Origin of the sequence: Gordonia sp. NPDC127522 (genome assembly GCF_042672305.1) — a bacterium.
GTDB classification, from domain to species: Bacteria; Actinomycetota; Actinomycetes; order Mycobacteriales; family Mycobacteriaceae; genus Gordonia; species Gordonia hongkongensis.
In genome coordinates this window covers 18,521-41,629 of the sequence record NZ_JBHXVK010000011.1, presented here as the reverse complement: position 1 = coordinate 41,629, position 23,109 = coordinate 18,521, and the positions used below count along the sequence as shown (strand labels likewise).

Sequence of the window (23,109 nt, the reverse complement as noted above, 5' to 3'; positions counted from 1 at the left end):
GGAGAACCGATATGGCCACTGGCATCGAGATCAACCTCAACGAGCTGTTCAAGGACGTTTTCAGCGGTTCACTGGAAGAAGAGACGACGCCTCCGCCTGCCTGACAGTTGCCCGATGCCAAGCGGCTCCGCAGGTGCACTCCGGGGCCGGTTCGGCATTGCGCGCTGATTAGCCGACGCAGCGACATCATGAACGAAAGATTTGAAATTCGTTCATCAATCGGTCGAGCACTGCGGCGAATTCAGCATCTATGATCCATAGGTCTGCGACGGGGGCGTGGATCACGTGCATGCGATACCCGTCCAGCATCTCATCACTGACGAAGGAGATCTCATGGCGGAAATCATTCAGGGCGCTATCACCGACGCGATCGTCGAACTGGTCACGGGTTCAATCGAATCGGGTTCGGAAGAAGCACCCGTGTAGATCTCGAATCGAGACTCGACCGCCCCGGACACGCGTCCGGGGCGGTTTCGTCTGTTCCGGTTATGGTTCCGACAGCAATTCCCGAAGTATTGTTCATCCGTATTTAGCGATGAAGCGACGAGATCAGCGGCCCACATATCCGGGCTCACCCTGCACGAAACCGCCGCATGTACACTTCGGAACACTTCACGGCACGCACACGAAACCGATATCAGTGGGAGTTCCGCACCCACGATAGGCCAGCGTCACGACGACCCGGAGTAGCCTCACCAGATGCCCGTCACCCGCTCGATGAGCAAGGATGAGGTACGCGCGCTGCTCGCGCTTCTGTTCGACGCGCTCCGGACAACCCGTTGGGCCTGCGCCGGTTTCGTCGTCTTCCAGCTCGCGTCGGTGTTCACCACGCTCGCCCAGCCCGCTCTCAACGCCGCGATCATCGACGACGGAATCCTGCGCGGTGACGTGGCGACCATCAAGCGCGTCGGGGTGCTCATGGTCGTGGTGGCCGTGGTCAACCTGGTGGTGTCGATCGGTGCCACATTCCTGGCCTCCCATATCTCGGCGACCGCGGCTCGCGACCTCCGCACGCGTGTGCACGGTCGAATCAGCGCCTTCAGCGATCCGCAGGTCCACTCCATCGGCCTCTCGAGCCTGCTGACGCGCTCCACCGGAGATGTGGGCCAGATCCAGGGATTCCTCTTCATCAGCCTGACCGTCGTGGTGACCGCGCCGTTGATGCTGTTCGGCGCGCTGGTGTTGTCGCTGGCGCAGGGCTGGCGGATGGCGCCCGTGCTGGTGGTCGCCGGGGCGGTGCTGGTCGTCCTCGTCGCCGTCCTCGTCCGGCGTCTGGTGCCGTGGGCTGCGCAGTTGCAGCGTCGCCTCGACGTCGTGAACCGGGTGCTGCGCGAGCAGCTGCGTGGGATCGCGATCATCCGCACCTTTCGGCGAGAGGACCGGGAACGCGCCCGGTTCGCGGTGGAGAACGACGAACTCACCCACGTGGCCCTGCGCCTCGGCCGACTGCAGGTCCTGATGCTGCCGTTGGTCACCGTGGTCTCGAACCTCGCCGTGGTCGCGGTGACCGCACTGGGTGCGATCTTCGTCGACCGCGGTGAGATGCAGATCGGCCAGATCACCGCGACGGTCGGCTATCTCGCCCAGATCCTGCTGGCGGTGTCGCTGCTGACCATGATCGCCGGGGTCATCCCGCGTGCGGTGACCAGCGCCGGACGAATCACCGAGGTACTCGACACCGAGCCGCTTGACCGAGGCGACCCCGGCGACCCCGGTGACGGCCGGGCGCCCTCACCGCCCGCGATCGTCTTCGACGCGGTGTCGGTCGCCTATCCGGGCGCCGAGTCCCCCACCGTCGACCAGGTCTCCCTGTTCTGCGCACCCGGCACGGTGACCGGCGTCCTCGGCGGAACCGGAAGCGGCAAGTCGACGCTGCTGTCCCTACCCCTGCGGTTCGCCGACCCCACGTCGGGCGTGCTCCGATGGGATGCCGCCGACGTGACCGCCCTGGCGCCCGCCTGGGTTCGCGCGCGCAGCGCCTTCGTGGGTCAGGGTGCGGAGCTCATCACCGGGACGGTCGCCGACAATCTCCGGATCGCCCGACCGACCGCCACCGACGACGAGCTGTGGGACGCCCTGGAGGTCGCCGCCGCGGCCGACTTCGTCTCGGCTCGCCGCGGCGCTCTCGACGCCACGGTGGCGCAGGAGGGACGCAACTTCTCCGGTGGTCAGCGCCAACGGCTCGCACTCGCGCGTGCCGTGCTCCGCCGGCCCGCGCTGTACGTCCTCGACGACCCGTTCAGCGCTCTCGATGTCGACACCGAGGCCCAGATCATCGGACGGTTGCGCCGGACCGATCCGGATGCGACGGTCCTGATCGCCGCGCAGCGTGTGTCGTCGGTCCAGCACGCGGACGTCATCGCGGTGCTCGACGCGGGACGGATCGTCGACCTCGGAACAGATTCGGAGTTGCGGTCACGCAGCGACATCTATCGGGAGATCGCCTACGCGCAGGCGGTGACCAATGCTTGACCAGAGATCGCAGGCGCCGGCGGTCGGGCCGAAGGGGAAGCAGTCGTCGGCAGACCGACCGACGCCTCGACGGCGCGATGGATCGTTGCGCTGGATCGTCCGGCAACTCGACCTGAGCAGAGGACGCGGGACGGCCATCTCCCTCTTCGCGATCCTCGCCGCGGTCGGCGGCGTCGTAGCGCCGATCCTGTTCGGTGCGGTCACCAACGTGATCGTCGACGGCACGGTCGGCGACGCGCCGATGAACTGGGGACTGCTCTGGACGCTGCTGGCGATCCAGGTCGGGGTGTTCGTGGCGGCCGCGGTCTGCAGCCTCGCCCAGGGCCGATTACTGACCGTCGCCGTGCAGCGGTCGGTGGCCGGGTTGCGCGCACGCATCGAGGACAAGATCCACCGTCTTCCGTTGCGCTACTTCGAGAACACCACACGCGGTGTGTTGGTGAGCAAGCTGACAGCCCACACCGACAACGCCGCGACGGTGATCGCACCAGTGCTGGTGACCGTTCCGACGAATGCCTTGACGCTTGTCGTCGTCACCGCCGTGCTGTTCGTCATCTCCCCGGTGCTGGCTTGTGTCGCCCTGGTCGCAGCACCCGTGTCGGCGCTGGCCGCGGTCCTGCTCGCCCGCCGGGCACGACCGCACCTCGAGTCCCGCTGGACGACCACGGCCGCCCTCACGGGGCACATCGAAGAGGAACTCAGCGCGCGCCGGATGTTGCAGGCGTACAACGCCGAACCGACCGCCGCGCGCCGCTTCGACGACCTCAACGACAAACTCTTCGCGTCGGTGCGCTCTGCCCAGTGGATCGGCGGTTCCCTGCCCTCGGTCCTCACCGCGGTCAACGCCCTGGTGTTCCTGATCCTGGCGGTCCTCGGCGGGATCATGGTGGTCGACGGGCACCTCAGTCTCGGGGCGGCTCAGGTGGTGGTGGTGTTCGCACAGCAGCTGACGAGCGCGGTTCGCGAACTCGCCGGGTTCGTCACCAAGGTGCAGTCCGGCACCGTGTCGGCGAGCAAGGTCCGCGAGGTGCTCGAAGCTCCCGAAGACGGCGGCGCCGACACCGGCCAGCCGGTGCCCGTCTCGTCCGGGCGGCACCAGCTCCCACCCGAGATCGTCTTCGACGACGTGGGCTTCGCCTACGAGGAGGACAACCCCGTTCTCGACTCGGTGAGCTTCCGGATGGCGCCCGGAACGACCACCGCCGTGGTGGGGACCACCGGGTCGGGCAAGACCACGCTGACCAATCTCCTGCAGGCGTTCTACGCACCCAGTCGGGGCTCGATCACCATCGACGGCGTCGATCTCGTCGAACTCGGACCGCACCGGGTACGGGCGGACATGGCCGTCGTCACCCAGGAACCGTGGCTGTTCACCGGGACAGTCCGCGAGAACATCGCCTTCGGCATCGAGGACGGCCGTGCCGTCGACGCGGCTCTCACGGACAGCCACGTCGCGCAGATCGTCGCCGCACTCCCCGAGGGCATCGACACCGTGATCGGCCAGGAATCCGAGAATCTCAGCGCCGGCGAGAAACAGCTGGTCACCGTCGCGCGCGCGATTGCCGCGTCGCCCAAGATCCTCATTCTCGACGAGGCGACCAGCGCCGCCGACCCCCGCACCGAGTTGCTCGTTCAACGTGCCCTGCACCGTCTGCGTGCGGGGACCACCACCCTGCTCATCACCCACCGCATGGCGACCGCGGCGTTGGCCGACGAGATCGTCGTCCTCGACGATAGGGTGATTGCCGAGGCAGGGACCCACCAGGAGTTGCTCGCGGCGGGCGGGATCTACGCCCGACGGTGCGGACTGCCGCCGGCGGACGCCACGGCCGGCGACGACGAGAGTGTGAGCGGCAGCAGTCCCAGCGGTCCGGACGCGAGGTCGGACCCGTGACAGAAGGCAGGAGCAAGCGCGAGTCGGACCACCGGCCCGTCGTCTCCCGATCAGGAGGAAACGTGTACAGAGGTTTGCGCAAACTCGGGATGGCAGCGGCGGTCGCCCTCAGTGTCTCGCTCGTCGCTCCGATGACCGGCGGGGCGAGCGCCACACCACGACTCGTCGACGCCGGATCGCCCGGGCGCGTGACCGACATCGTCGTGCATTCCGACGCCATGAACCGTGATGTACCGCTGACCGTGATCAAGCCGGCCGACGAGTCCAAGCCGCGCGGGGTGCTCTACCTCCTCAACGGTGCCGGCGGCGGTGAGGATCGCGCCAACTGGCTGGAGAAGACCGACATCGTCGAGTTCACGCGCAACAAGAACCTGTACGTGGTCATCCCGAACGCCGGCCAGTACAGCTACTACACCGACTGGCAGAAGCCCGATCCGGTTCTCGGCGTGCACAAGTGGTCGACCTTCCTGGGCAAGGAACTCCCCGCGGTCGTCGATGCCACCTACAACACCTCCGGGCGCAACGCCATCGGCGGGATCTCGTCGTCGGCGACGTCGGTGCTGAATCTCGCCATCGAGCATCCCGATCTCTACCAGGCCGTCGGCTCCTACAGCGGATGTCCGACGACGTCCGACCCGTTCGGTCAGGAGTACATCCGACTCGTCGTGGAGATCCGCGGGGACGGCGACGCCACCAACATGTGGGGTCCGTACGGCGGCTCCGGCTGGCGCGCCCACGATCCCGTGGTCAACGCCGCCAAGCTGCGTGGCCAGAAGCTCTACATCTCGAACGCCGGCGGTCTGCCCGGGCAGTACGACAATCCTCGCTACGTGAAGGACCCGGACACCCTGGCCGACCAGATCGTCGTGGGCGGAGTCATCGAGGGCGCCACCCTGGGCTGCACCGTCCAGCTCCTGAATCGTCTCGGACAGTTGAACATCCCGGCGACGGTGGACCTCCCGCCCGCGGGAACCCATTCATGGCTGTACTGGCAGGACCAGCTGCACCGTTCGTGGTCGTTCTACGAGCGCGCCCTCGCCTGACCGCGGCGCCACCGGAGCCGCCTCGGCGAACCGTCCGTCGCGCAACTCGACTGTCCGGTCGGCGAGCTCGAGCACACGCGGATCATGGGTGATGAGGATCGTGGTCCGCAGTGACGCGACCCTGGCGAGTGGTTCGAGGATCCCGCTGACGGTCTCGTCGTCGAGGCCCGTGGTCGGTTCGTCGAGGACGAGTACCGGGCGGTTTCGAAGGATCGTGCGCGCCAGCGCAATTCGCTGCTGCTGACCACCGGACAGGTTCTCCCCACGTTCGACGACCTCGGCGTCGAGGCCGCCGTTCATCCGCGAGATGAATTCGGCGGCACCTGCGGCCCGCGCGGCAGCTGCGATGTCCGCTCTGGTCGCCGTGGTGCAGCCGAAGCGGATGTTGTCCGCGATCGTGCCACGCATCAACGCCGGCCGTTGATGCAGCACCGACAGGTGCTCTCTCAGGTCGCTCACGTCGAGGTGGCGAATGTCGGTGCCGTTCAGTCGGATCGACCCAGCGTCGGGGTCGTACAGACGCAGCAGCAGACGGGTCAGGGTGCTCTTGCCGGCACCACTGGGACCCATGACCGCCACTGTCTCGCCCGCACGGATCTCCAGGTGGGCGTCCTCGAGGACTCGGGACCCGTGGTCCGGGTAGGCGAAGGACACCCCGGCCAACGACAGACTCACCGAGGCGGGCGCGACCGGACGACGGGCCGGAAACGGGTCGATGGCCACTTGTTCGGACGAAATCGACTCGGACGCCATCGATTCGGGCGTAATCGGTTCGGCGACACCAGCCGGTGCGTCGAGGACCTCGGCCACCCGTTCGGCGCTCGCGGTCGCTGACGTGACCTCGACGAGCAGACCGCCGAGTGTCTGGATCTGCGGGTAGAGGTACCCGAGATATCCGGTCAGGGCGATGAGCGTGCCCAGTTGCGCATCACCGCCGGCGATGAGCCACGCCCCAAACGCGATGACGACGATCATGCAGACCACTTCGACGACCGTGACCGCCTCGGCGAACGCCGCCCCGGCGCGGGACTCCGCCAACCGGGCCTCCCGCCATCGGCGGTTCTGCTCCAGGACCCGGGCTCGGTGGTGCGAGGTCTGGTTGTCGGCCTGCAACGCCACCATATTGCCGATCCCCTCGGCGATCAGTGAACTGATCCGGCCGGCGGCCTGCCGCTCGCGCCGCGACGCACGTTTGACTACGGCGCCGAACCGGCGGGCCGTCACCCAGAGAAGAGGCGCGAGAACGGCGGCGACGAGGGCCAACTGCCAGTTGGTCGCGCAGGCGGCGGCACCGTAGACGAGGAGGCTCACGGCGGCGACGACGCCGGAGACCACACCCGACGACACGAGACTGTCGACCGCCTCGACGTCCGCGGTGGTACGCGACACCAGGTCTCCGTCACCGAACCGGTCCCGCGTGTGCGGCGCGAGTCGCTGGATGTGCGCGTACAGCTGACCCCGGAGACGCAGCAGCACCGTCTCGGTCACACCTGCGGTCAGGATCCCGCCCGCATACGACGACACGGCGCCGACCAGCGAGACGGCCACCCAGATCGTCATCGGGGTGGACAGCGCGCTCAGATCGCCGGTCACCAGCACGTCGTCGACGATGTGCGCGAAGAGCGCGACGGTGACCACCGTGGTGCCGACCTGCACGAGGTGGCAGATGACAGCGACCGCGAGGCGCCATCGCAGTCCGACGACCAGGGGCGCGAAACGGCGGACGGTCGCCGGCACCGAGAGAGTGACCGGTAGGGCCTCTGACGTCGGGACGCGTGGGCCCACGTCGCCCACGCTCGGATCGTCGACCGGCCTCGGTTCGGTGGCGGTGGACATGTCGATGGCTCCTCACCGGCGGGATGAGCACCGCCGGCACCGAGACTACGACCGAGGACTGATGAGTTTCACTGTCAGACAGGCGAATACAGCAAACTCACAGCGACACCGAACCGACCCCACAACAACGACCGCGGGGCGGGAATCCTCTCGGATTCCCGCCCCGCGGCGTGAGGGAAGAGTCGATCAGCCGAGGCCGAAGTGCTTTCCGTTGAGCACCACGACACCCTTGACGGCGTCGGTGCTGACCGTCACCTGGACGAAGGCCCGAGCCGCGGCGTAACCGGCGCAGCTCTCGACCTTGAACTGCTCCTGGCTGTAGGCGACGCCACCCTTCTGGCCCTTGAAGGTGTACGCGGTGACCTCGTAACCGTCGTACGACTTGTCCGAGCCCGAAGTCTCATTGATGAGCCACTGGCGCTTGACCTCACCCGGCCCGAGCGAGACGCCGCCGCCGACCGACTCACCGTCGATACCGGCGCCAGCGGTGATGTTCGACGGGTCGCTGTAGTCGATCCCACCGGAGACACCCGGCACGCTGATTTCCGGGCCACCGAAATTGACCTGGCAACCGACGTCGTAACCGACCTTGATCGAGCCGCCCTCGGCCTTGCCGCCGACGGTCACGCGGACCTTGCCGGACAGCCACACCTCACGGGTGGTGGGCACGTTGCTGATCGGACGCTGAACGCTGACCGACTCGTCGAACAGCTGAACGGTGACGGGGGTGCCGTCGACCAGGGTCTTGGTGATGGTGCCGCCCGGCAGCGGACCGGCGGTGGCTCCACCAGCGCCGAGGCTGGTGAGGCCCATCGCGACGGCACCGGTGATACCGGCCGCCGCAACCACGCGACGCGTGATGTTCTTCTTCATGATTCCCCTTCGTGGAATATCGATCTGCTCAGGGCAGATAAGTCAGGTAGTGCTGGTTTATCTGAGCTGATCAGCCGATGGTGAAGGGCTTGCCGTACAGGGTGGACTGGATGAGGGTGCCCTCGCCGCTCACCTTGCCGTCGTCGGTGCTGTAGCCCTTGGCGCCGATGGTCTTGACGGCCGAGCGGGCCGATGCGTAACCACCGCACTGGTTGAGGTTGAACGAAAGCTGCGACAACTGGATCGCGGCAACGCCCGAGTCGGAGAAGTCCTTGTCGGTGATGTCGACGACCGCGACCTGCCCGGGAGCCAGCGGCAGGCCGAGCGAACCGGACAGCGTGGTGGCCTCGAGGCTGATCGCTCCAGCCAGGTCCAGCGTGATGCCGCTGACATCGACCTGGCAGCCGACGATGTACTTCACGGCCAGCTTGCCACCGACGCCGGCGGATGCCTTGGCGGTGTAGGTACCCGAGATCACGAAGCCGCGCGACGCGGGGTTGTTCGCCACGGTCGGGATCGGGTACGAGTTCTCACCGGTCCGCCAGGTCTGGATGGACTCGCCGTCGATGCCGGTGGCGTTCTTGTAACCGTTCGGCAGCGGCGCACCTGCCGCTTCGCCGACGCCCATGCCGGCCAGGCCCACGACCGCGGCCGAGGCGATCGCGACCGCGCCCGCGGCGCGGCGCAGCCCAAGCTTGCTGAACTTGCTCATTCGTTCCCTCTCACAGGATTCGGCTGTTACCCCGCGGAATGCACTCACACCCGCAAGTCATGACCCACGACGTTCGATGGGCTCCCACACAGTTACCACTAAGCCTGCTCTTACGCATGTCTTAGCCGTCGTTAAGAATCCATCGAATTCCTGGTCACTGCTGCGTCGTCACTCGCGACAGATCGCAGGACTCCCCCCGGTCCCCGACTCTGGGGACCGGCGTGTCGTCGAGCCGAACGTTATCGGAGCGGTCTCAAGTCGAGCAACAGGAGGACTCGAGCGTGTCACGAAGAGGCCACGCACCAGCGTGAATCTCGGATTCGCCAACGATAGAACGGCGAAAGTTAACGACAGGAAAACACGCTGATGTGACTACGTGCGTAAAGAGCGAAATCACCCGTGATGCGGCGGCCGCTGCGCCTCGTACCAATCCTTAGAGCGCCCTGTGTGATGTTCGTCACTCTCGTCTGAAGTCAGTTCAGGAAGGGCGTTTCCGAACACCGCATCGAGACGACGACGCCGCGCAGCTCGGTGCTGCGCGGCGTCATCATCGCTGCTCATCGGCAATTTCCGGGGTTCTGAAGACTCTGTTCCCACCGGTCGGATATCCCATCGAAAGTGGCCCGTCACCCTGTTAACCAGGAGTTTTCTTTGTATTGCTGAACAGATTTCGGGGCCGCTCGGAGGCCCTGCCGAGCGACAGGCTCAGAACTCGCTGATCGACTCGATCACGTACTTGGCGAGGGGCGCGGCAGTTGCCATTCCGTCGCGCACCGCAGCCCGCGAGTTGGCCAGGTTCACCACGAGTGTCTGTCCGGAGATTCCAGCCAGCCCGCGCGAAAGTCCGCCGTCGGTGGCTCCCGCCGCCAGTCCGGAACTGCGGACGGCCTCTTCTATACCCCGCAGACGCCGATCCAGAAGGGGTTCGGTGGCCTCGGGCGTCACATCCCGGGCGCCGACGCCGACGCCGCCCACCGAGACCACGAGGTCCACTCCGCCGATCACCGCGGTGTTGAGCGCATTGCGGATCTCCACCTCGTCCCCGGAGACGACCACGGCGGCGTCGACGTGGAACCCCGCCTCGGCCAGCAGTTCGCTCACGAGCGGCCCGAGCAGACGCTGGTCCTCACCGTGGGCCGCCTCGTCGTCGACGACGACGACCAGCGCACGACCGATCTCTTCGCCCTGCGGGCGGTGAGCGGCCTGTTCGTGGCGCGCGACGAACTCCCGTGCCGCGGCGTCGGCCGCGACCACGTCGGCGGGGTCGACCGGACCCGGCCCGCCCGCGAGGCGGACGTCCAATGAGTTCTCGTCGAGATCGGTCTCGGCGGAGACGGCGGTGGTACCCGGGTTGCGCGGAGCAGCGTCGGACATGACAGGCCCTTTCTTGATGGGTGGGACCGTCGAAACGGTCGTTCGTGCTGCGCTGTGCCGGCGCCCGCGGTGGGCGCCGGAACAGCCTCCTCGATGCAGTTGTGGTGGTCGGTCAGCCGGCCGCGAGCGTGCCGAGCTTCACCTGGGCGGTCTTGGTGGCGCCGTTGTCCACGTAGGTCACGGTGACCGTGTCGCCCGGGGCGTGCGACCGGACCGCGGCGACGAGGGCGTCCCCGGAGGAGATGACGCGGTCGTCGACCTTCGTGATGACCGCGTCCTCGGGGATGCCCGCGTTCGCAGCCGGACCGCCGGGCGTCACCGCGGTGACGACGGCCCCGGGTGCGTCGGACGCGCCGCTCGGCCGTACCGACACACCGATGTTGGCGTGGCTGGCCTTGCCGGTGGCCTCGAGTTCCCTGGCCACCCGGATGGCCTGATCGATCGGGATCGCGAACCCGAGTCCGATGCTGCCACCGGCCTGCTGCTCGCCCCCACCGAGGGTGGCGATCGCGGTGTTGATCCCGATCAGCGCGCCCCGGGCGTTCACCAGGGCACCGCCGGAGTTGCCCGGGTTGATCGCCGCGTCCGTCTGGATGGCGTCGATGACCGAGGTGGTGTTGGTCCCTGGGTCACGGGAGGTCAGCACGGGACGGTTGAGCGCGCTGATGATGCCGGTGGTGACGGTGCCCGCGAGTCCCAGCGGTGAACCGATTGCGATCACGTCCTGCCCGACGGCCAGGTTGTTCGAGTTGCCCACGGTGATCGGCGTGACGTCGTCGCGGTCGACCTTGATGACCGCGATGTCGGAGATCGGGTCGGCGCCCAGGACACGGGCCTCGGCCCGCGAACCGTCGGCGAAGTTGACCGCGACCCTCGACGCCGGGCCGTTGCCGCCGGCACTGACGACGTGGTTGTTCGTCATGATGACGCCGTCCTCGCTGAGGACGACGCCCGAGCCGGAACCCATCGCCCCGCCGGACGCGACCTCGATGGAGACCACCGACGGGGTGACCCGGGCCGCGACCTCCTGCACGGAACCGGCCGGCGCGGCGACCGGCGTCGTGTTGTCGTTGCCGGGATCGCCGCCCAGCGGACCGTTGCTGGAGCTGGAACCACCGTCGGACTCGGCGAGGTTGTATCCGGCCACGCCACCCACACCGCCCGCGACCAACGCCAGGACGAGTCCGGCCACCCCCAGCGCCACGAGGCGTCCGCCACTCTTCTTCTTGGCGGGTGCGGCCGAGGGGCCGTCCGGGCCCTGGTTCCCGAAGCCGGGCTGGGAGCCGAACGGCGGCTGGCCCGACTGTCCGTACGCGGGACCCGGACCGTAGTTGCCCTGGGGCGGGAACGGACTCGTCCCGGGCCTGCCGTACGACGATGTCGACGCGTTGGTACCCGGGTAGCCCTGGCCGCCCGGTGCGGGGAAGGAGCCCGACGGCGGACCGAACGGACCGCCCTGTCCCGACGCCTCGTTGCCCGACGCCGCGCGGTGACCCCCGCCCGGTTGGCCCCCACCGTGCTGACCACCGCCGTGTTGACCACCGCCGTGCTGACCGCCCCCGTAGGAGCTGTCACCGTGCGAACCGCCAGTCGTCATCTTCGTCTCTTCCTCGTCGGCCCGGCCATGCGCCGGTGCTTGTTGTCAGTGGCCGGGCCGGGACCGCAACACCTCGGCATCGTCGTACCCGAACTGCGCCTTCGGTCAACCCTAGGTGATCCGAGACCAGGTCACACCGGGCGAGTTCAAGGCTGTTCGCAGTCGTCGACAACCGAGTCGTCGGCCCGGCGCCACCCGCTTCTCCTCTACTGACGAATCACCTGCGGGGATGGTTCCGCCGCAGTTGCCCGGCCCGGCAGGGTCATCCGGATCAGCGCTCCCCCGAGCGGCGACGTGTCGGCGACCACGGTGCCGCCGTGTCGTTCGACCACCTGACGCACGATCGCCAGTCCCAGACCCGATCCCGGCATCGATCGCGACTGCGTCGACCGATAGAACCGCTCGAAGACGAGACCCCGGTCCTCCTCGGGGATTCCGGGACCGGCATCGGCGACGGTGAGCTCCGCGGTCGACATCCCGATCTGGGTCAGGCTGACGCGCACCGTGCGGCCGGGAGGACTCCACTTCGCCGCGTTGTCGAGCACGTTCAGCACCGCGCGCGACAGTCCATGTGCCTCGCCGAACACGAACCACGGGGCGAGGTCGACCTCGAACTCGACGTCGTTGCGGCGGCGTCGAACTCGTTCGAGGGCTTGCTCCACGATCTCGGCGAGATCGACCTCCTCGTAGACCACTTCCGGCGCGTCCTCGCGGGCGAGGTCGACGAGATCGCCCACGAGCGTGGACAATTCCTCGATCTGCGCCATCACATCGGCACGGAGATCGACCATGTCCTCCTCCGGTACCGCCCGCGCCCCGGGACGACTCGCGGCGATCAGCAACTCCAGATTGGTCCGCAACGAGGTCAACGGGGTCCGCAGCTCGTGTCCGGCGTCGGCGACCAGACGTGCCTGCCGATCCCGGGACTCGTCGAGGGCGCGCAGCATCGCGTTGAAACTGACCGTGAGCTTGGCGAGTTCGTCGTTGCCGGTCACCGGGATGGGCGTCAGGTCGTTGGTCCGCGCGACCCGCTCCACGGCGCGGTTGAGACGCGAGACCGGCCGCAACCCGGCTCGCGCCACCGTCGTCCCGGCCAGGGCGGCGAGGGCGACCCCGCCGCAACCGACGACGAAGAGCACCCAGGCCAGACGCTTGAGCACCCGGTCGGTCTGGATGAGGCTCTGTGCGAGCACGAGGGTGTTGCCGTCGTCGAGTTTGCGGGTCAGGACACGCTGATTGCGCGTGGTGCGCAGGCTCTGCTGCGTGGAACCGGGCACCGACGGCGAGCGGACGATGCCGCGTTCGACGTCGTCGAACGGCACCTGACCGATGAGATACGTCTCGCCGCTGGGGGTCACCAGCGCGATGGAGATGTTGGTGGAGAACACCGTTCCGGCCACCAGCTGCTCGGGTTGCGTACGCAGGACCCCCGCGCGAGCGAGCGCGGCCATCCCGTCGGCGCGACTCTCGAGCTGCTGATCGACATCGTTGTACATCGCGCGATACACGACGAAATACGCGGCCGCGGCCATCAGACTCACCGAGACCAGCACGACGGTCGCCGACAGGATCGTCACGCGAGTACGCAGCGACACCGCGCGCATCAGCGGCATCGGCGCCCGCATCTCCTTCTCGTCCGACCCGACACCGGTGGTGTGCCCCGTGATCGCCCGGGTGAGGCGGTCGCGGAGGAGATCCCGGGTCTTCGGGTGTCGCGACGTCGAGTTCGACGACTTGCCGATCACTAGGGCGGCGTCTCCCGCAGGACGTACCCGACCCCGCGCACGGTGTGGATCAGTCGGGGTTCGCCGTCGGCCTCGGTCTTGCGCCGGAGATAGCCGACGTACACCTCGAGCGCATTACCCGACGTCGGGAAGTCGTAGCCCCAGACCTCTTCGAGGATGCGGCTGCGCGACAACACCCGGCGCGGATTGGCCATGAGCATCTCGAGCAGGGCGAACTCGGTGCGCGTCAGACTGATCGAGCGCTCGCCGCGGGTGACATCGCGGGTGACGGGGTCGAGCGACAGATCCGCGAACGTCAGGGTCTCCGAATCCGCGTCCTCGTCCGGCGAGGCACGGCGCAACAGCGCCCGCAACCGGGCGAGGAGTTCCTCGAGGGCGAACGGCTTGGGCAGGTAGTCGTCGGCTCCGGCGTCGAGCCCCGACACCCGCTCGGACACCGAGTCGCGAGCGGTCAGCACCAGGATGGGGAGGTCGTCACCGGCAGAGCGGAGTCGGCGGCACACCTCGAGGCCGTCGAGCCTGGGCATCATCACGTCGAGGATCGCCACGTCGGGCCGGTCGGCCAGGATCTTCTCGAGTGCCTCGATGCCGTCGCCCGCGGTCTCGACGCTGTAGCCGTTGAAGGTGAGCGACCGTCGCAACGACTCCCGGACGGCCCGATCGTCATCGACCACGAGGATGCGCATGGCTACAGTCTTATCCACCCCGGCTGAGATCCGGCTGAGCAACGCCGAAACCCACCCGTTCAAGTGACGGAGTCGGCGTTCACCTGCGGTTCCGGCGGCCTTTCACATCGGGGACCTAGTTCTGTGAGGTCAAGTTGATGGATGCGTAACGCCGGGCTTCGGGTCGCGAAACATCGACCTCCGACGCTGGAACCCGTGACCCTGTCTGCCCCGACTCGATCTGTCGTGTCCCGATCGGTGATGTCGCTGTGCGCCTATTGCGGTGTCGGTTGCGGCATGGAGATGAAGCTGGACGACGATTCCGACCGCGTCACCAAAACGATCGGCCGGCCCGATCATCCGACGAACTTCGGTCGACTGTGCACCAAGGGGTCCACCACCGCGGACATGCTCGCCGCCGGCGGGCGCCTGTCCACCGCGCTGGTCCGAGACGACCGGGGCGGCCAGCTCCGGCCCGCCGAACTCGACGCCGTCGTCACCGACACCGCGCGACGCCTGCGCGACATCGTCGACGAGCACGGGCCCGACGCGGTGGCCCTGTATGTGTCGGGCCAGATGTCCGTGGAGGCGCAGTACCTGGCGAACAAACTGGCCAAGGGATTCCTGCGCACCAATCAGATCGAGTCCAACTCGCGGCTGTGCATGGCGAGCGCCGGGACCGGATACAAACTGTCGCTCGGCTCCGACGGGCCGCCCGGGTCGTACCAGGACTTCGACCACGCCGACGTCTTCCTGGTCATCGGCGCCAACATGGCGGACTGTCACCCGATCCTGTTCCTGCGCATGATGGACCGGGTCAAGGCCGGGGCGAAGCTGATCGTCGTCGACCCTCGACGCACGGCGACGGCCGACAAGGCGGACCTGTTCCTGCAGATCCGGTCCGGGACCGACCTCGCGTTCCTCAACGGCCTGCTGCACCTGCTCATCGAGAACGGCCACACCGACACCGAGTTCATCGAATCGTTCACCGACGGCTTCGACCAGATCCCCGACTTCGCCGCCCAGTACCCGCCGGACGTCGTCGAATCGATCACCGGGATCGCGGCGTCGGACCTGCGGGCCGCGGCCGAGCTCATCGGAAACGCAGCCAACTGGATGAGTTGCTGGACGATGGGCCTCAACCAGTCCACCCACGGGACCTGGAACACCAACGCGCTCATCAACCTCCACCTCGCCACCGGCGCGATCTGCCGGCTCGGCAGCGGACCGTTCTCACTGACCGGACAGCCGAACGCCATGGGCGGACGCGAGATGGGTTACATGGGCCCGGGCCTGCCCGGCCAGCGCGCTGTCGTGTCCGCGGCGGACCGTGAGTTCGTGGAGGGCGTCTGGGGTGTTCCGGCCGGGACCCTGCGCACCGACGTGGGCGGCGGCACCATCGACTTGTTCCGTCGGATGGCCGACGGCGAGATCAAGGCATGCTGGATCATCTGCACCAATCCCGTTGCCTCGGTGGCGAATCGCAAGACCGTCATCGAGGGACTCGAACGCGCCGAGCTCGTGATCACCCAGGACACCTTCGTCGACACCGAGACCAACCAGTACGCCGACGTGGTGCTGCCCGCGACGCTGTGGTCGGAGTCGACCGGTGTGATGGTCAACTCCGAACGCAACCTCACCCTGTTCGAACCCGCGCTCGATGCCCCCGGACAGGCGATCCCGGACTGGCAGCTCATCGCGCGCATCGCCGCCGAGATGGGGTACGCCGACGCCTTCGACTATGCGAGCGCCGAGGAGGTGTTCGAGGAAATCAAACGGTTCGCGAACCCGAACACCGGCTACGACTTGCGCGGGGTGACCTACGACCGGCTCCGCCGCACGCCGATGCAATGGCCGTGCCCGCCGGCCGAAGACGGCGAGCCCGATCCGGTGGACACCGGTGCCCGCAACCCGATCCGATATCTCAACGACGGTCGCAGTCAGACTCTCCACCGCCTTGACGACGGGTCGACGCCGCGCCTCGCGTTCGCCACCCCCAGCCGCCGCGCCCAGTTCTTCGCCCGCCCCCACCTCGACCCGGCCGAGATGCCCGACGACGACTACCCCTTCCTGCTGAACACGGGCCGGTTGCCCCACCAGTGGCACACCATGACCAAGACCGGCCGGGTGGCAAAGCTCAACAAACTCAACCCGGAGCCCTTCGTCGAGATACACCCCGACGATGCAAACCGGTTGGGCATCACCGGCGCGGACAAGGTCGAGGTGGCGTCCCGTCGCGGCCGGGCGGTGTTGCCGGCGCGGATCTCCGACCGCGTGCGACCCGGCAACTGCTTCGTACCGTTCCACTGGAACGACGTCTTCGGTGAACACCTGGCGATCAATGCCGTCACGTCCGACGCGGTGGATCCGTTGTCGCAGCAACCGGAGCTGAAAGTGTGTGCGGTGACCCTGATCCGGGTGCCCGGCTCGCGCGTTGACGTCGACGACGCGCCGGTCGTCGCCGCCGGCCCGACGAAACTGGCTGCAGCACTGGGAGTGACGGGCGTCGTACCGCCCGCCATGTCGCCGGCGGAGCGCCTGTACCTCGCCGGCCTCGTGGCCGGCGTGGGCGACTCACCCGCGGGGAGTCCGGTGCTCCCGGCCGATGCGCCGCTGGGTGCCGAGCTCCGCGTCTGGGTGTCGGGTGTTCTCGCCGGCCTGTACTCCCGGGCGGCCGCCGCACCCGATCCCGCTGTCCCCCGGTCGGACTCATCGTCGTCGGAACCGGACACAGACACGGTGACGGTGCTCTGGGCCTCGCAGATGGGCAACGCCGAGGAGCTCGCCGCAGAAGCAGCCGAGCGCGTCAAGGCCAGCGGCCTCCGGGTCGACGCGCGGTCGATGGACGATGTCGAGGTCGGCGAACTGAAGGGCACGGCCCTGTTCGTCACCTCGACCACCGGGGACGGCGATCCGCCGGACAACGGCACGTCGTTCTGGGACGCGCTGAACTCCGAGGACGCACCCGACCTGTCCGGTGTCGACTACGCGGTGCTGGCGCTCGGCGACTCCAACTACGACGACTTCTGCGGCCACGGACGCAAACTCGACACCCGCATCGGTGAACTGGGTGGCCGTCGCCTGCTCGAGCGCGTCGACTGCGAACCCGACTTCGAGGAGACGGCGGGCGGCTGGCTGACCGAGGTGATCCGGGCGATCAGCATGTCGAACCGGGCACCCACCTCCGGGGTGACCGGCGACCGGGTGACCGTGGTCAGTGAACCGGCCGACTCCGCGGCGGCACCCTCGGTACGTTCCGCGCCGGCCTATTCGCGAAAGAAGCCGCTGCTCACCTCGCTCGTGCGGAACGTCAAGCTCAACTCCGAGGGGTCCGGTAAGGACGTGCGCAACTTCGGGTTCCACTTGCCCGCCGGCACGATGCCGTACCAGGCCGGGGACGCGCTGGGGGTCTGGCCGCGCAACGACCCGACGCTCGTCGAGGAGTTCCTCGACCGCACCGGCCTCGACGCCGAGACGTCGGTGACCGTGGCCGGCGATGAGGTCGCATTGCACACCGCCCTGCGCGACCGCATCGAATTCGCTCGTGTGACACCGGATCTCGTCCGTTTCGTCGCCGACCGTACCGGTTCCGCCGATCTCAAGACGCTCATCGCACCCGGGAACAAACAGCAGTTCAACGACTGGGCGTGGGGGCGACAGTCGGTCGATGTCCTGGCCGATCATCCCGTCACCGCCGACGCCTCGGAGTGGATGCAGGTCCTCAAACCGATGGTCCCCCGGTCGTATTCGATCTCATCGAGCCCCCTGGAGAGTCCTGACGAGATCCAACTGACGGTGTCGGCCGTGCGCTACAACCTGTTCGGCACGCCGCGCGGTGGCGTCTGCTCGACCTTCCTGGCCGACCGCGCCGACGACGAGATCGGCGTGTTCGTCACCTCCACGAGCCATTTCCGGCCGCCGGCCGATCCCGACACCCCGATGATCATGATCGGCCCCGGCACCGGCATCGCCCCGTTCCGCGGTTTCCTCCGCGAACGCGAGGCCCTGGGGCACACCGGGAAGAACTGGCTGTTCTTCGGCGAGCAGTACTCGGCGACTGACTTCTACTATCGCGACGAGTTGACGACCATGCTCGGCGACGGACTGCTCACCCGCCTCGACGTCGCGTTCTCGCGCGATCAGGATCGCAAGATCTACGTCCAGGACCGAATGCGCGAACACGGCGAGGAGCTGTACCAGTGGCTGCACGACGGCGCCCACGTCTACGTCTGCGGCGACGCGACACGGATGGCCAAGGACGTCGACGCGACACTGAAAGGCATTGTCGCGCAGTACGGTCGCCGCTCGCCCGCGAGCGCCGAGTCGTACGTCAAGGCACTCGCAGCCGACAAACGCTATGTGCGGGACGTGTACTGACAAGCCCTCGCAACGCCTTCCGCTCCCTGAGGAGGCCCGGAGCTTGCGGAGGGTGACCACACACGCTCCCTGAGGAGGCCCGGAGCTTGCGGAGGGCCGTCACGAAGGGTCCACGCAACCCTGCCCCGCTCACTGAGGAGGCCCGGAGCCTGCGGAGGGCCGTCACCCCCCCCGCTCCCTGAGGAGGCCCGGAGCCTGCGGAGGGCCGTCACGAAGGGTCTTGGCGACAGCGGACCGAGATGCTGCCGCGGGCGCGGCTCGCCAGCTGTCGAAGGAGGTCGACGTCGCCGTCGATCAGGGCGCGCTTCTTGGCACGCGACCACCCGTGAATTCGACGCTCGATAGCGTACGCGTCCTGTAACTCGAGTTCAGCCGCCCACATGAGTGTCACCGGGCGCCGTCGGGAAGTGAACCCCACTCGCGCGGAACTGTGCTGTTGCATTCGCTCGTCGAGATCGCGCGTGCTCCCGACGTAGAACAGGCCGTCGGCGCACTCGAGAAGATAGACCCATGCCATCCACCCATACTCGGGGCGGAAGTGACCACCGACGACGTGCTCACACCTCTGTGGATGAATGTATGGCTTCGTCGCGTTGGTCCACATCGCTGGGTCGAACGGTCGGCGCAATCGCTGTGGTTGCGAGGACCCTTCGTGACGGCCCTCCGCAAGCTCCGGGCCTCCTCAGGGAGCGGGGGGTGACGGCCCTCCGCAAGCTCCGGGCCTCCTCAGGGAGCGGCGGGGTGACGGCCCTCCGCAGAGCTCCGGGCCTCCTCAGGGAGCGGGGGGTGACGACCCTTCGAAGTCAGCGTGCGGTGTCCAACCAGACGACGATGTCCCCGTCCCGGTCCTCGACGCGGTAGACGCCGATGGAGTCGATACCGTCCGAGGTGCATCGGCCATCGGCCAGTTCGAAGGCGTACTGGTGCAACGGACAGACGACCTTGCCCAGATCGAACTGACCGTCGGCGAGCGGTCCCCCGCGATGCGGGCAGACGGCGTCGGTGGCGCGCAGGGTCCCGTCGGTCAGGCGGAATACCGCGATCTGCCTGTCTTGCATCGCATATGCTCGACTCTCGCCGACCTGCAGGTCGTCCAGTTGCCCCACGACGACGCCGGCGTCCGCCGACACACTGGTCATCGGACCGGCACCCGGGGCAGCGGCAGCAGCGGAAGCGCCGAGGTGAACTGCGCGGGCGATTTGGGTTCGGCGCGGTCCAGCCAGGGATCGACGTAGGCCTCGACCGCGGCGTCGATCCCCTCCTGCAACCCGGCGACCAGTCCGTCGCGGTCGTCGACGATGATCGCGCGGAGTTCCTCGATGCCGATGCGCGGTACGAACGCGTACGTCCGCTCCAGCCACTTGCCCTGCTCGCGGTAGTACTGAATGAAAATGCCGCACAACCGGATCACCTCGTCGGCCGAATCCACGGTGGCCAGCAGGTCGCCCTTGCGGATGTGCGCGCCGGCGGCGCCACCGACGTAGATCTCCCACTTGCCGTCACCGATCGCGACCACGCCGAAGTCCTTGCACAGCGCCTCCGCGCAGTTGCGCGGACACCCGGTCACCGCGAGCTTCAGCTTCGCCGGCGACTCCAGACCCTGGTAGCGCGTCTCGATGTCGATGCCGAGCTGCGTCGAGTCGCCGAGACCGAATCGGCAATAGTCGGTGCCGACACAGGTTTTGACCGTCCGGAAGCTCTTGCCGTACGCGTACCCCGACGGCATGCCGAGATCTTCCCAGACCTTCGGCAAGTCTTCCTTCTTCACGCCGAGCAGATCGAGTCGCTGCCCACCGGTCGCCTTGATCATCGGGATCGAGTACTTCTCCGCGACGTCGGCGATCTTGCGCAACTGCTCGGGTGAGGTCACCCCGCCCTTCATCTGCGGCACCACCGAAAAGGTGCCGTCACGCTGGATGTTCGCATGCACTCGGTCATTGACGAACAGCGCACCGGGTTCGCGCTTCCACGCCGAACCCCAGATGATCCGCAACAGTGAGGCGAGCGGCATCTTCGCCGCCGCGTCCTCGCCGCCGGGCGCGAGCTTGTCGAACACCTCGCTGACCGACCGCAGGTCCTGCCGTCGGATGGCGTCTATCAGTTCGGGTTTCGTCAGCGGGATGGCCGGGACGTACCAATCGGCGGACGCGTCGGCGGTGAGCTCGTCCCCCGCTGCGAGTTCTACGATGTCGGCGACGAGCCCCTTGCAGGAACCACATCCCTTGCCGGCGCGGGTCTTCGCGCACACCTCACCGACGCTCGTGCACCCCGACGCCACGCAGGCCACGATGTCGCCCTTGGTGACCCCGTTGCAGTTGCACACCTGCACGTCGTCGGCGAGCTCGGCCGCCCCGGTCTCGGCGCTGGGGGTGCCCAGGTCGAACAGCATCGAGATGCGTTCGTCGGGAAGCGGTACCTTGTCGTCGAAGGCCTGCGTGAGGAAGTTGACCTTCGAGATGTCGCCGAGCAGCATCGCTCCGATGAGCTTGTTGTCACGGACCACGACGCTCTTGTAGACGCCGTTGCGTGGTTCGTAGAACTGGACGAATTCGTCGTCCTCGCGTTCCGGTCCCTTGACCCCCATCGCCGCGACGTCGACACCGGCGACCTTCAGCTTGGTGGTCAGTCGCGAACCGTGGTATTCGGCAGCCGGATTCGCGCCGGTGAGGACGTCGGCGAGCACGACCGCCTGCTCCCACAGCGGTGCGACGAGACCGTACACCTCACTGCGGTGCTGCGCGCACTCCCCGACCGCGTAGATGAAGGCCTCGTCCTCGCAACGCATCTGGTCGTCGACGACGATGCCGCGCTCGACGACCAGACCTGCGCCGCGGGCGATCTCGACGTTGGGACGGATGCCGGCCGTCACCACGATCATGTCGGCGGGCAGCGAATCCCCGTCGGTGAAACCGACTCCCGCGACGGTCCCGTCGTCGTTGCGCAACACCGCTGTCGTCCGCTTGCCGGTGTGGACGCCGACCCCCAACGCCTCGATCTGATTGCGCAGCACCTTGCCGCCGCGCTCGTCGAGTTGCTGGTTCATCAGGTGCCCGGGCGAGTGCACGACGTCGACGGCCACACCCTGCGTTTGCAGTCCGTAGGCCGCTTCGAGTCCGAGCAACCCGCCGCCGATCACCACCGCACGCACGTTGTCGCGCGACTCGGCCATCTGCAGCATGCCGTTCGTGTCCTCGATGGTGCGGAAGCCGAACACGCCGCGTGCGAGCCTGCCGTCGGGCTCGCGGAGTCCGTCCATGTTGGGGAAGAAGGTGTGGGACCCGGTCGCGATGATCAGCACGTCGAACTCGATGATCCGTCCGCTCGCGCAGGTCACCGTCTTGGCGAACCGGTCGATCGACTCGGCGCGATCACCGGAGTGGAGCGTGACGTCGTTCTCCCGGTACCACGCCATCGGGTTGAGCATCAGGTCGTCGTCGTCGACCGCGGTCTCCCCGGCCAGCACATGGCTGAGCATGATCCGGTTGTAGTTCCCGTACGGCTCGTCGCCGATCATGGTGATGGCGAACTGTTCCCGGCCGCCGCGCGAGATGATCTCCTCCACGGTGCGCGCGCCGGCCATGCCGTTGCCGACCACGACCAGCCGACGCGTGGGAACCGGCGGCGTCACGTGCTCATCGCCCATCAGAAGATGACCATCCCGAAATCGACGACGACCTCACCGCTCGCGCCCTCCGGCGCGGCGAGGAGGAGCTCCAGCGTGGTGTCGGGTTCCACGTCTTCGACGACCCGCAACGGCACGTTGACCGACGACCTCGCGCCCATCGGGAACATCCGCATCGGCGTGCCGTCGCGAACCAGGGTCACGCAGATGAGTTCGTCGGAGCTGTTGCCGCCGCGAAAGTACAACGGCTGAGCCGTCATCCCGGGCGGGACGACGAAGATCAGCGACGCATCGATCGGCCCCGGCTTCGACAGGCCCGAGCCGGAGAACGCGTAGACACCCTGCAGGAATTGTGGAGTGCTCGACATTCCGCCACTATCCGCGAGGCGCATGAAATGCGACTTGCCTCGGTGTTACGGCGACGTTGTCTGGTTCTCACCGGCCCGGCCCGCCCGCGAGAGCGCCACCGAGCGCGCGGTTCCGCTACCGCGAACCCAGCGCACGCTCCCGGGCTAGGAAGAAGAACGGGATCGCGGTGGCGATGCCGACGCCGAAGGTCAGCACGACCGACGCCAGCCACCACGGCAGGATGCGCAGGCGGCGGGCCTCCGCGAGGGCCCACACGTGGAAGCCGATGACGACGAACGTCAGGTCGACCATCGCGAACCGTCCGGGCGTCGTCTTCAGGATGTCCCCCACGAAGAAGTCCTTGACCGACCCCGGCCCGTTCTGTCGTACGTAGGGGATCGCGATGGCGTTCTGCGTGACCAGCGCGGACAGGAAGACGACGAACAACGATCGCTCTCGCCACTTCTGGTCGGAATCGGTGGTCATCAGGCCCTCCTCGACGTGTCGGAACCTCGATGGTGGCACGGCAGAGCGACACCCCGGCCCGAAAC

Annotated in this window: 16 protein-coding genes; 4 read left to right on the top strand and 12 right to left on the bottom strand. The window is 67.6% G+C overall.

The window, feature by feature from the left end:
- The first annotated feature begins 699 nt into the window (after positions 1–699).
- The 3 genes from ACFVHY_RS16840 (at position 700) to ACFVHY_RS16830 (ending at position 5,409) form a co-directional block, all read left to right on the top strand.
- The gene (locus ACFVHY_RS16840; protein WP_390273887.1) at positions 700–2,472 is read left to right on the top strand and encodes an ABC transporter ATP-binding protein; all 1,773 of its coding nucleotides are present in this window, start codon (positions 700–702) and stop codon (positions 2,470–2,472) included.
- The gene (locus tag ACFVHY_RS16835) at positions 2,465–4,366 is read left to right on the top strand and encodes an ABC transporter ATP-binding protein (protein WP_390273884.1); all 1,902 of its coding nucleotides are present in this window, start codon (positions 2,465–2,467) and stop codon (positions 4,364–4,366) included. Before ACFVHY_RS16840 ends, ACFVHY_RS16835 begins: the two co-directional genes overlap by 8 nt.
- Positions 4,367–4,455: 89 nt before the next feature.
- Positions 4,456–5,409 (top strand): alpha/beta hydrolase, encoded by a 954-nt coding sequence (locus tag ACFVHY_RS16830; protein WP_390274046.1) that lies wholly within the window; start codon positions 4,456–4,458, stop codon positions 5,407–5,409.
- Here the strand turns inward: ACFVHY_RS16830 and ACFVHY_RS16825 are convergent.
- From ACFVHY_RS16825 to ACFVHY_RS16795, 7 genes are all read right to left on the bottom strand, one after another.
- Positions 5,344–7,245 (bottom strand): ABC transporter ATP-binding protein, encoded by a 1,902-nt coding sequence (locus tag ACFVHY_RS16825; RefSeq protein WP_390273882.1) that lies wholly within the window; start codon positions 7,243–7,245, stop codon positions 5,344–5,346. The genes ACFVHY_RS16830 and ACFVHY_RS16825 overlap by 66 nt on opposite strands.
- 186 nt (positions 7,246–7,431) lie before the next feature.
- Entirely contained in the window at positions 7,432–8,118 is a 687-nt protein-coding gene (locus tag ACFVHY_RS16820) for an MspA family porin (protein WP_390273880.1), read from the bottom strand.
- A gap of 70 nt (positions 8,119–8,188) precedes the next feature.
- Positions 8,189–8,830 (bottom strand): MspA family porin, encoded by a 642-nt coding sequence (locus tag ACFVHY_RS16815; protein ID WP_390273878.1) that lies wholly within the window; start codon positions 8,828–8,830, stop codon positions 8,189–8,191.
- Positions 8,831–9,535: 705 nt separating this feature from the next.
- The gene (locus ACFVHY_RS16810; protein WP_058251498.1) at positions 9,536–10,204 is read right to left on the bottom strand and encodes a molybdenum cofactor biosynthesis protein B; all 669 of its coding nucleotides are present in this window, start codon (positions 10,202–10,204) and stop codon (positions 9,536–9,538) included.
- 112 nt (positions 10,205–10,316) lie between these two features.
- The gene (locus tag ACFVHY_RS16805) at positions 10,317–11,801 is read right to left on the bottom strand and encodes a S1C family serine protease (RefSeq protein WP_390273876.1); all 1,485 of its coding nucleotides are present in this window, start codon (positions 11,799–11,801) and stop codon (positions 10,317–10,319) included.
- 206 nt (positions 11,802–12,007) lie between these two features.
- Positions 12,008–13,546: an ATP-binding protein gene (locus tag ACFVHY_RS16800; protein ID WP_390273874.1), complete on the bottom strand. Its 1,539-nt coding sequence runs from the start codon at positions 13,544–13,546 to the stop codon at positions 12,008–12,010.
- On the bottom strand, positions 13,546–14,232 hold the full coding sequence (locus ACFVHY_RS16795; RefSeq protein WP_058251501.1) for a response regulator transcription factor: 687 nt from the start codon (positions 14,230–14,232) through the stop codon (positions 13,546–13,548). Before ACFVHY_RS16795 ends, ACFVHY_RS16800 begins: the two co-directional genes overlap by 1 nt.
- A gap of 240 nt (positions 14,233–14,472) precedes the next feature.
- On the opposite strand from ACFVHY_RS16795, the gene ACFVHY_RS16790 reads away from it, so the two are divergent.
- A complete protein-coding gene (locus tag ACFVHY_RS16790; RefSeq protein WP_390274044.1) occupies positions 14,473–18,588 on the top strand; it encodes a molybdopterin-dependent oxidoreductase in 4,116 nt (1,371 codons plus the stop codon).
- Positions 18,589–18,796: 208 nt separating this feature from the next.
- On the opposite strand, the gene ACFVHY_RS16785 is transcribed toward ACFVHY_RS16790, so the two are convergent.
- The 5 genes from ACFVHY_RS16785 to ACFVHY_RS16765 form a co-directional block, all read right to left on the bottom strand.
- Positions 18,797–19,105: a GIY-YIG nuclease family protein gene (locus tag ACFVHY_RS16785; protein WP_390273871.1), complete on the bottom strand. Its 309-nt coding sequence runs from the start codon at positions 19,103–19,105 to the stop codon at positions 18,797–18,799.
- A 286-nt stretch (positions 19,106–19,391) separates the two neighbouring features.
- Positions 19,392–19,727, bottom strand: a complete 336-nt coding sequence (locus ACFVHY_RS16780; protein ID WP_390273869.1) for a Rieske (2Fe-2S) protein — start codon at positions 19,725–19,727, stop codon at positions 19,392–19,394.
- Positions 19,724–22,231, bottom strand: a complete 2,508-nt coding sequence (gene nirB, locus ACFVHY_RS16775) for a nitrite reductase large subunit NirB (protein ID WP_390273866.1) — start codon at positions 22,229–22,231, stop codon at positions 19,724–19,726. The genes ACFVHY_RS16780 and nirB overlap by 4 nt, the downstream gene beginning before the upstream one ends.
- Positions 22,231–22,578, bottom strand: coding sequence for a molybdopterin oxidoreductase (locus ACFVHY_RS16770; RefSeq protein WP_390273864.1), 348 nt, complete (start codon positions 22,576–22,578; stop codon positions 22,231–22,233). Before ACFVHY_RS16770 ends, nirB begins: the two co-directional genes overlap by 1 nt.
- A gap of 115 nt (positions 22,579–22,693) precedes the next feature.
- On the bottom strand, positions 22,694–23,044 hold the full coding sequence (locus ACFVHY_RS16765; RefSeq protein WP_269552589.1) for a DUF2834 domain-containing protein: 351 nt from the start codon (positions 23,042–23,044) through the stop codon (positions 22,694–22,696).
- Positions 23,045–23,109 lie beyond the last annotated feature (65 nt).

Excerpts from the sequence above, each read along its gene's own strand:
- ACFVHY_RS16765 (WP_269552589.1), bottom strand. The coding sequence starts at position 23,044 with ATGACCACCGATTCCGACCAGAAGTGGCGAGAGCGATCGTTGTTCGTC.
- ACFVHY_RS16820 (WP_390273880.1), bottom strand. The coding sequence starts at position 8,118 with ATGAAGAAGAACATCACGCGTCGCGTGGTTGCGGCGGCCGGTATCACC.
- ACFVHY_RS16835 (WP_390273884.1), top strand. The coding sequence starts at position 2,465 with ATGCTTGACCAGAGATCGCAGGCGCCGGCGGTCGGGCCGAAGGGGAAG.
- ACFVHY_RS16805 (WP_390273876.1), bottom strand. The coding sequence starts at position 11,801 with ATGACGACTGGCGGTTCGCACGGTGACAGCTCCTACGGGGGCGGTCAG.
- ACFVHY_RS16795 (WP_058251501.1), bottom strand. The coding sequence starts at position 14,232 with ATGCGCATCCTCGTGGTCGATGACGATCGGGCCGTCCGGGAGTCGTTG.
- ACFVHY_RS16825 (WP_390273882.1), bottom strand. The coding sequence starts at position 7,245 with ATGTCCACCGCCACCGAACCGAGGCCGGTCGACGATCCGAGCGTGGGC.
- ACFVHY_RS16810 (WP_058251498.1), bottom strand. The coding sequence starts at position 10,204 with ATGTCCGACGCTGCTCCGCGCAACCCGGGTACCACCGCCGTCTCCGCC.
- ACFVHY_RS16785 (WP_390273871.1), bottom strand. The coding sequence starts at position 19,105 with ATGGCATGGGTCTATCTTCTCGAGTGCGCCGACGGCCTGTTCTACGTC.
- ACFVHY_RS16790 (WP_390274044.1), top strand. The coding sequence starts at position 14,473 with ATGTCGCTGTGCGCCTATTGCGGTGTCGGTTGCGGCATGGAGATGAAG.
- ACFVHY_RS16840 (WP_390273887.1), top strand. The coding sequence starts at position 700 with ATGCCCGTCACCCGCTCGATGAGCAAGGATGAGGTACGCGCGCTGCTC.
- ACFVHY_RS16780 (WP_390273869.1), bottom strand. The coding sequence starts at position 19,727 with ATGACCAGTGTGTCGGCGGACGCCGGCGTCGTCGTGGGGCAACTGGAC.
- ACFVHY_RS16770 (WP_390273864.1), bottom strand. The coding sequence starts at position 22,578 with ATGTCGAGCACTCCACAATTCCTGCAGGGTGTCTACGCGTTCTCCGGC.
- ACFVHY_RS16815 (WP_390273878.1), bottom strand. The coding sequence starts at position 8,830 with ATGAGCAAGTTCAGCAAGCTTGGGCTGCGCCGCGCCGCGGGCGCGGTC.
- nirB (WP_390273866.1), bottom strand. The coding sequence starts at position 22,231 with ATGGGCGATGAGCACGTGACGCCGCCGGTTCCCACGCGTCGGCTGGTC.
- ACFVHY_RS16830 (WP_390274046.1), top strand. The coding sequence starts at position 4,456 with ATGGCAGCGGCGGTCGCCCTCAGTGTCTCGCTCGTCGCTCCGATGACC.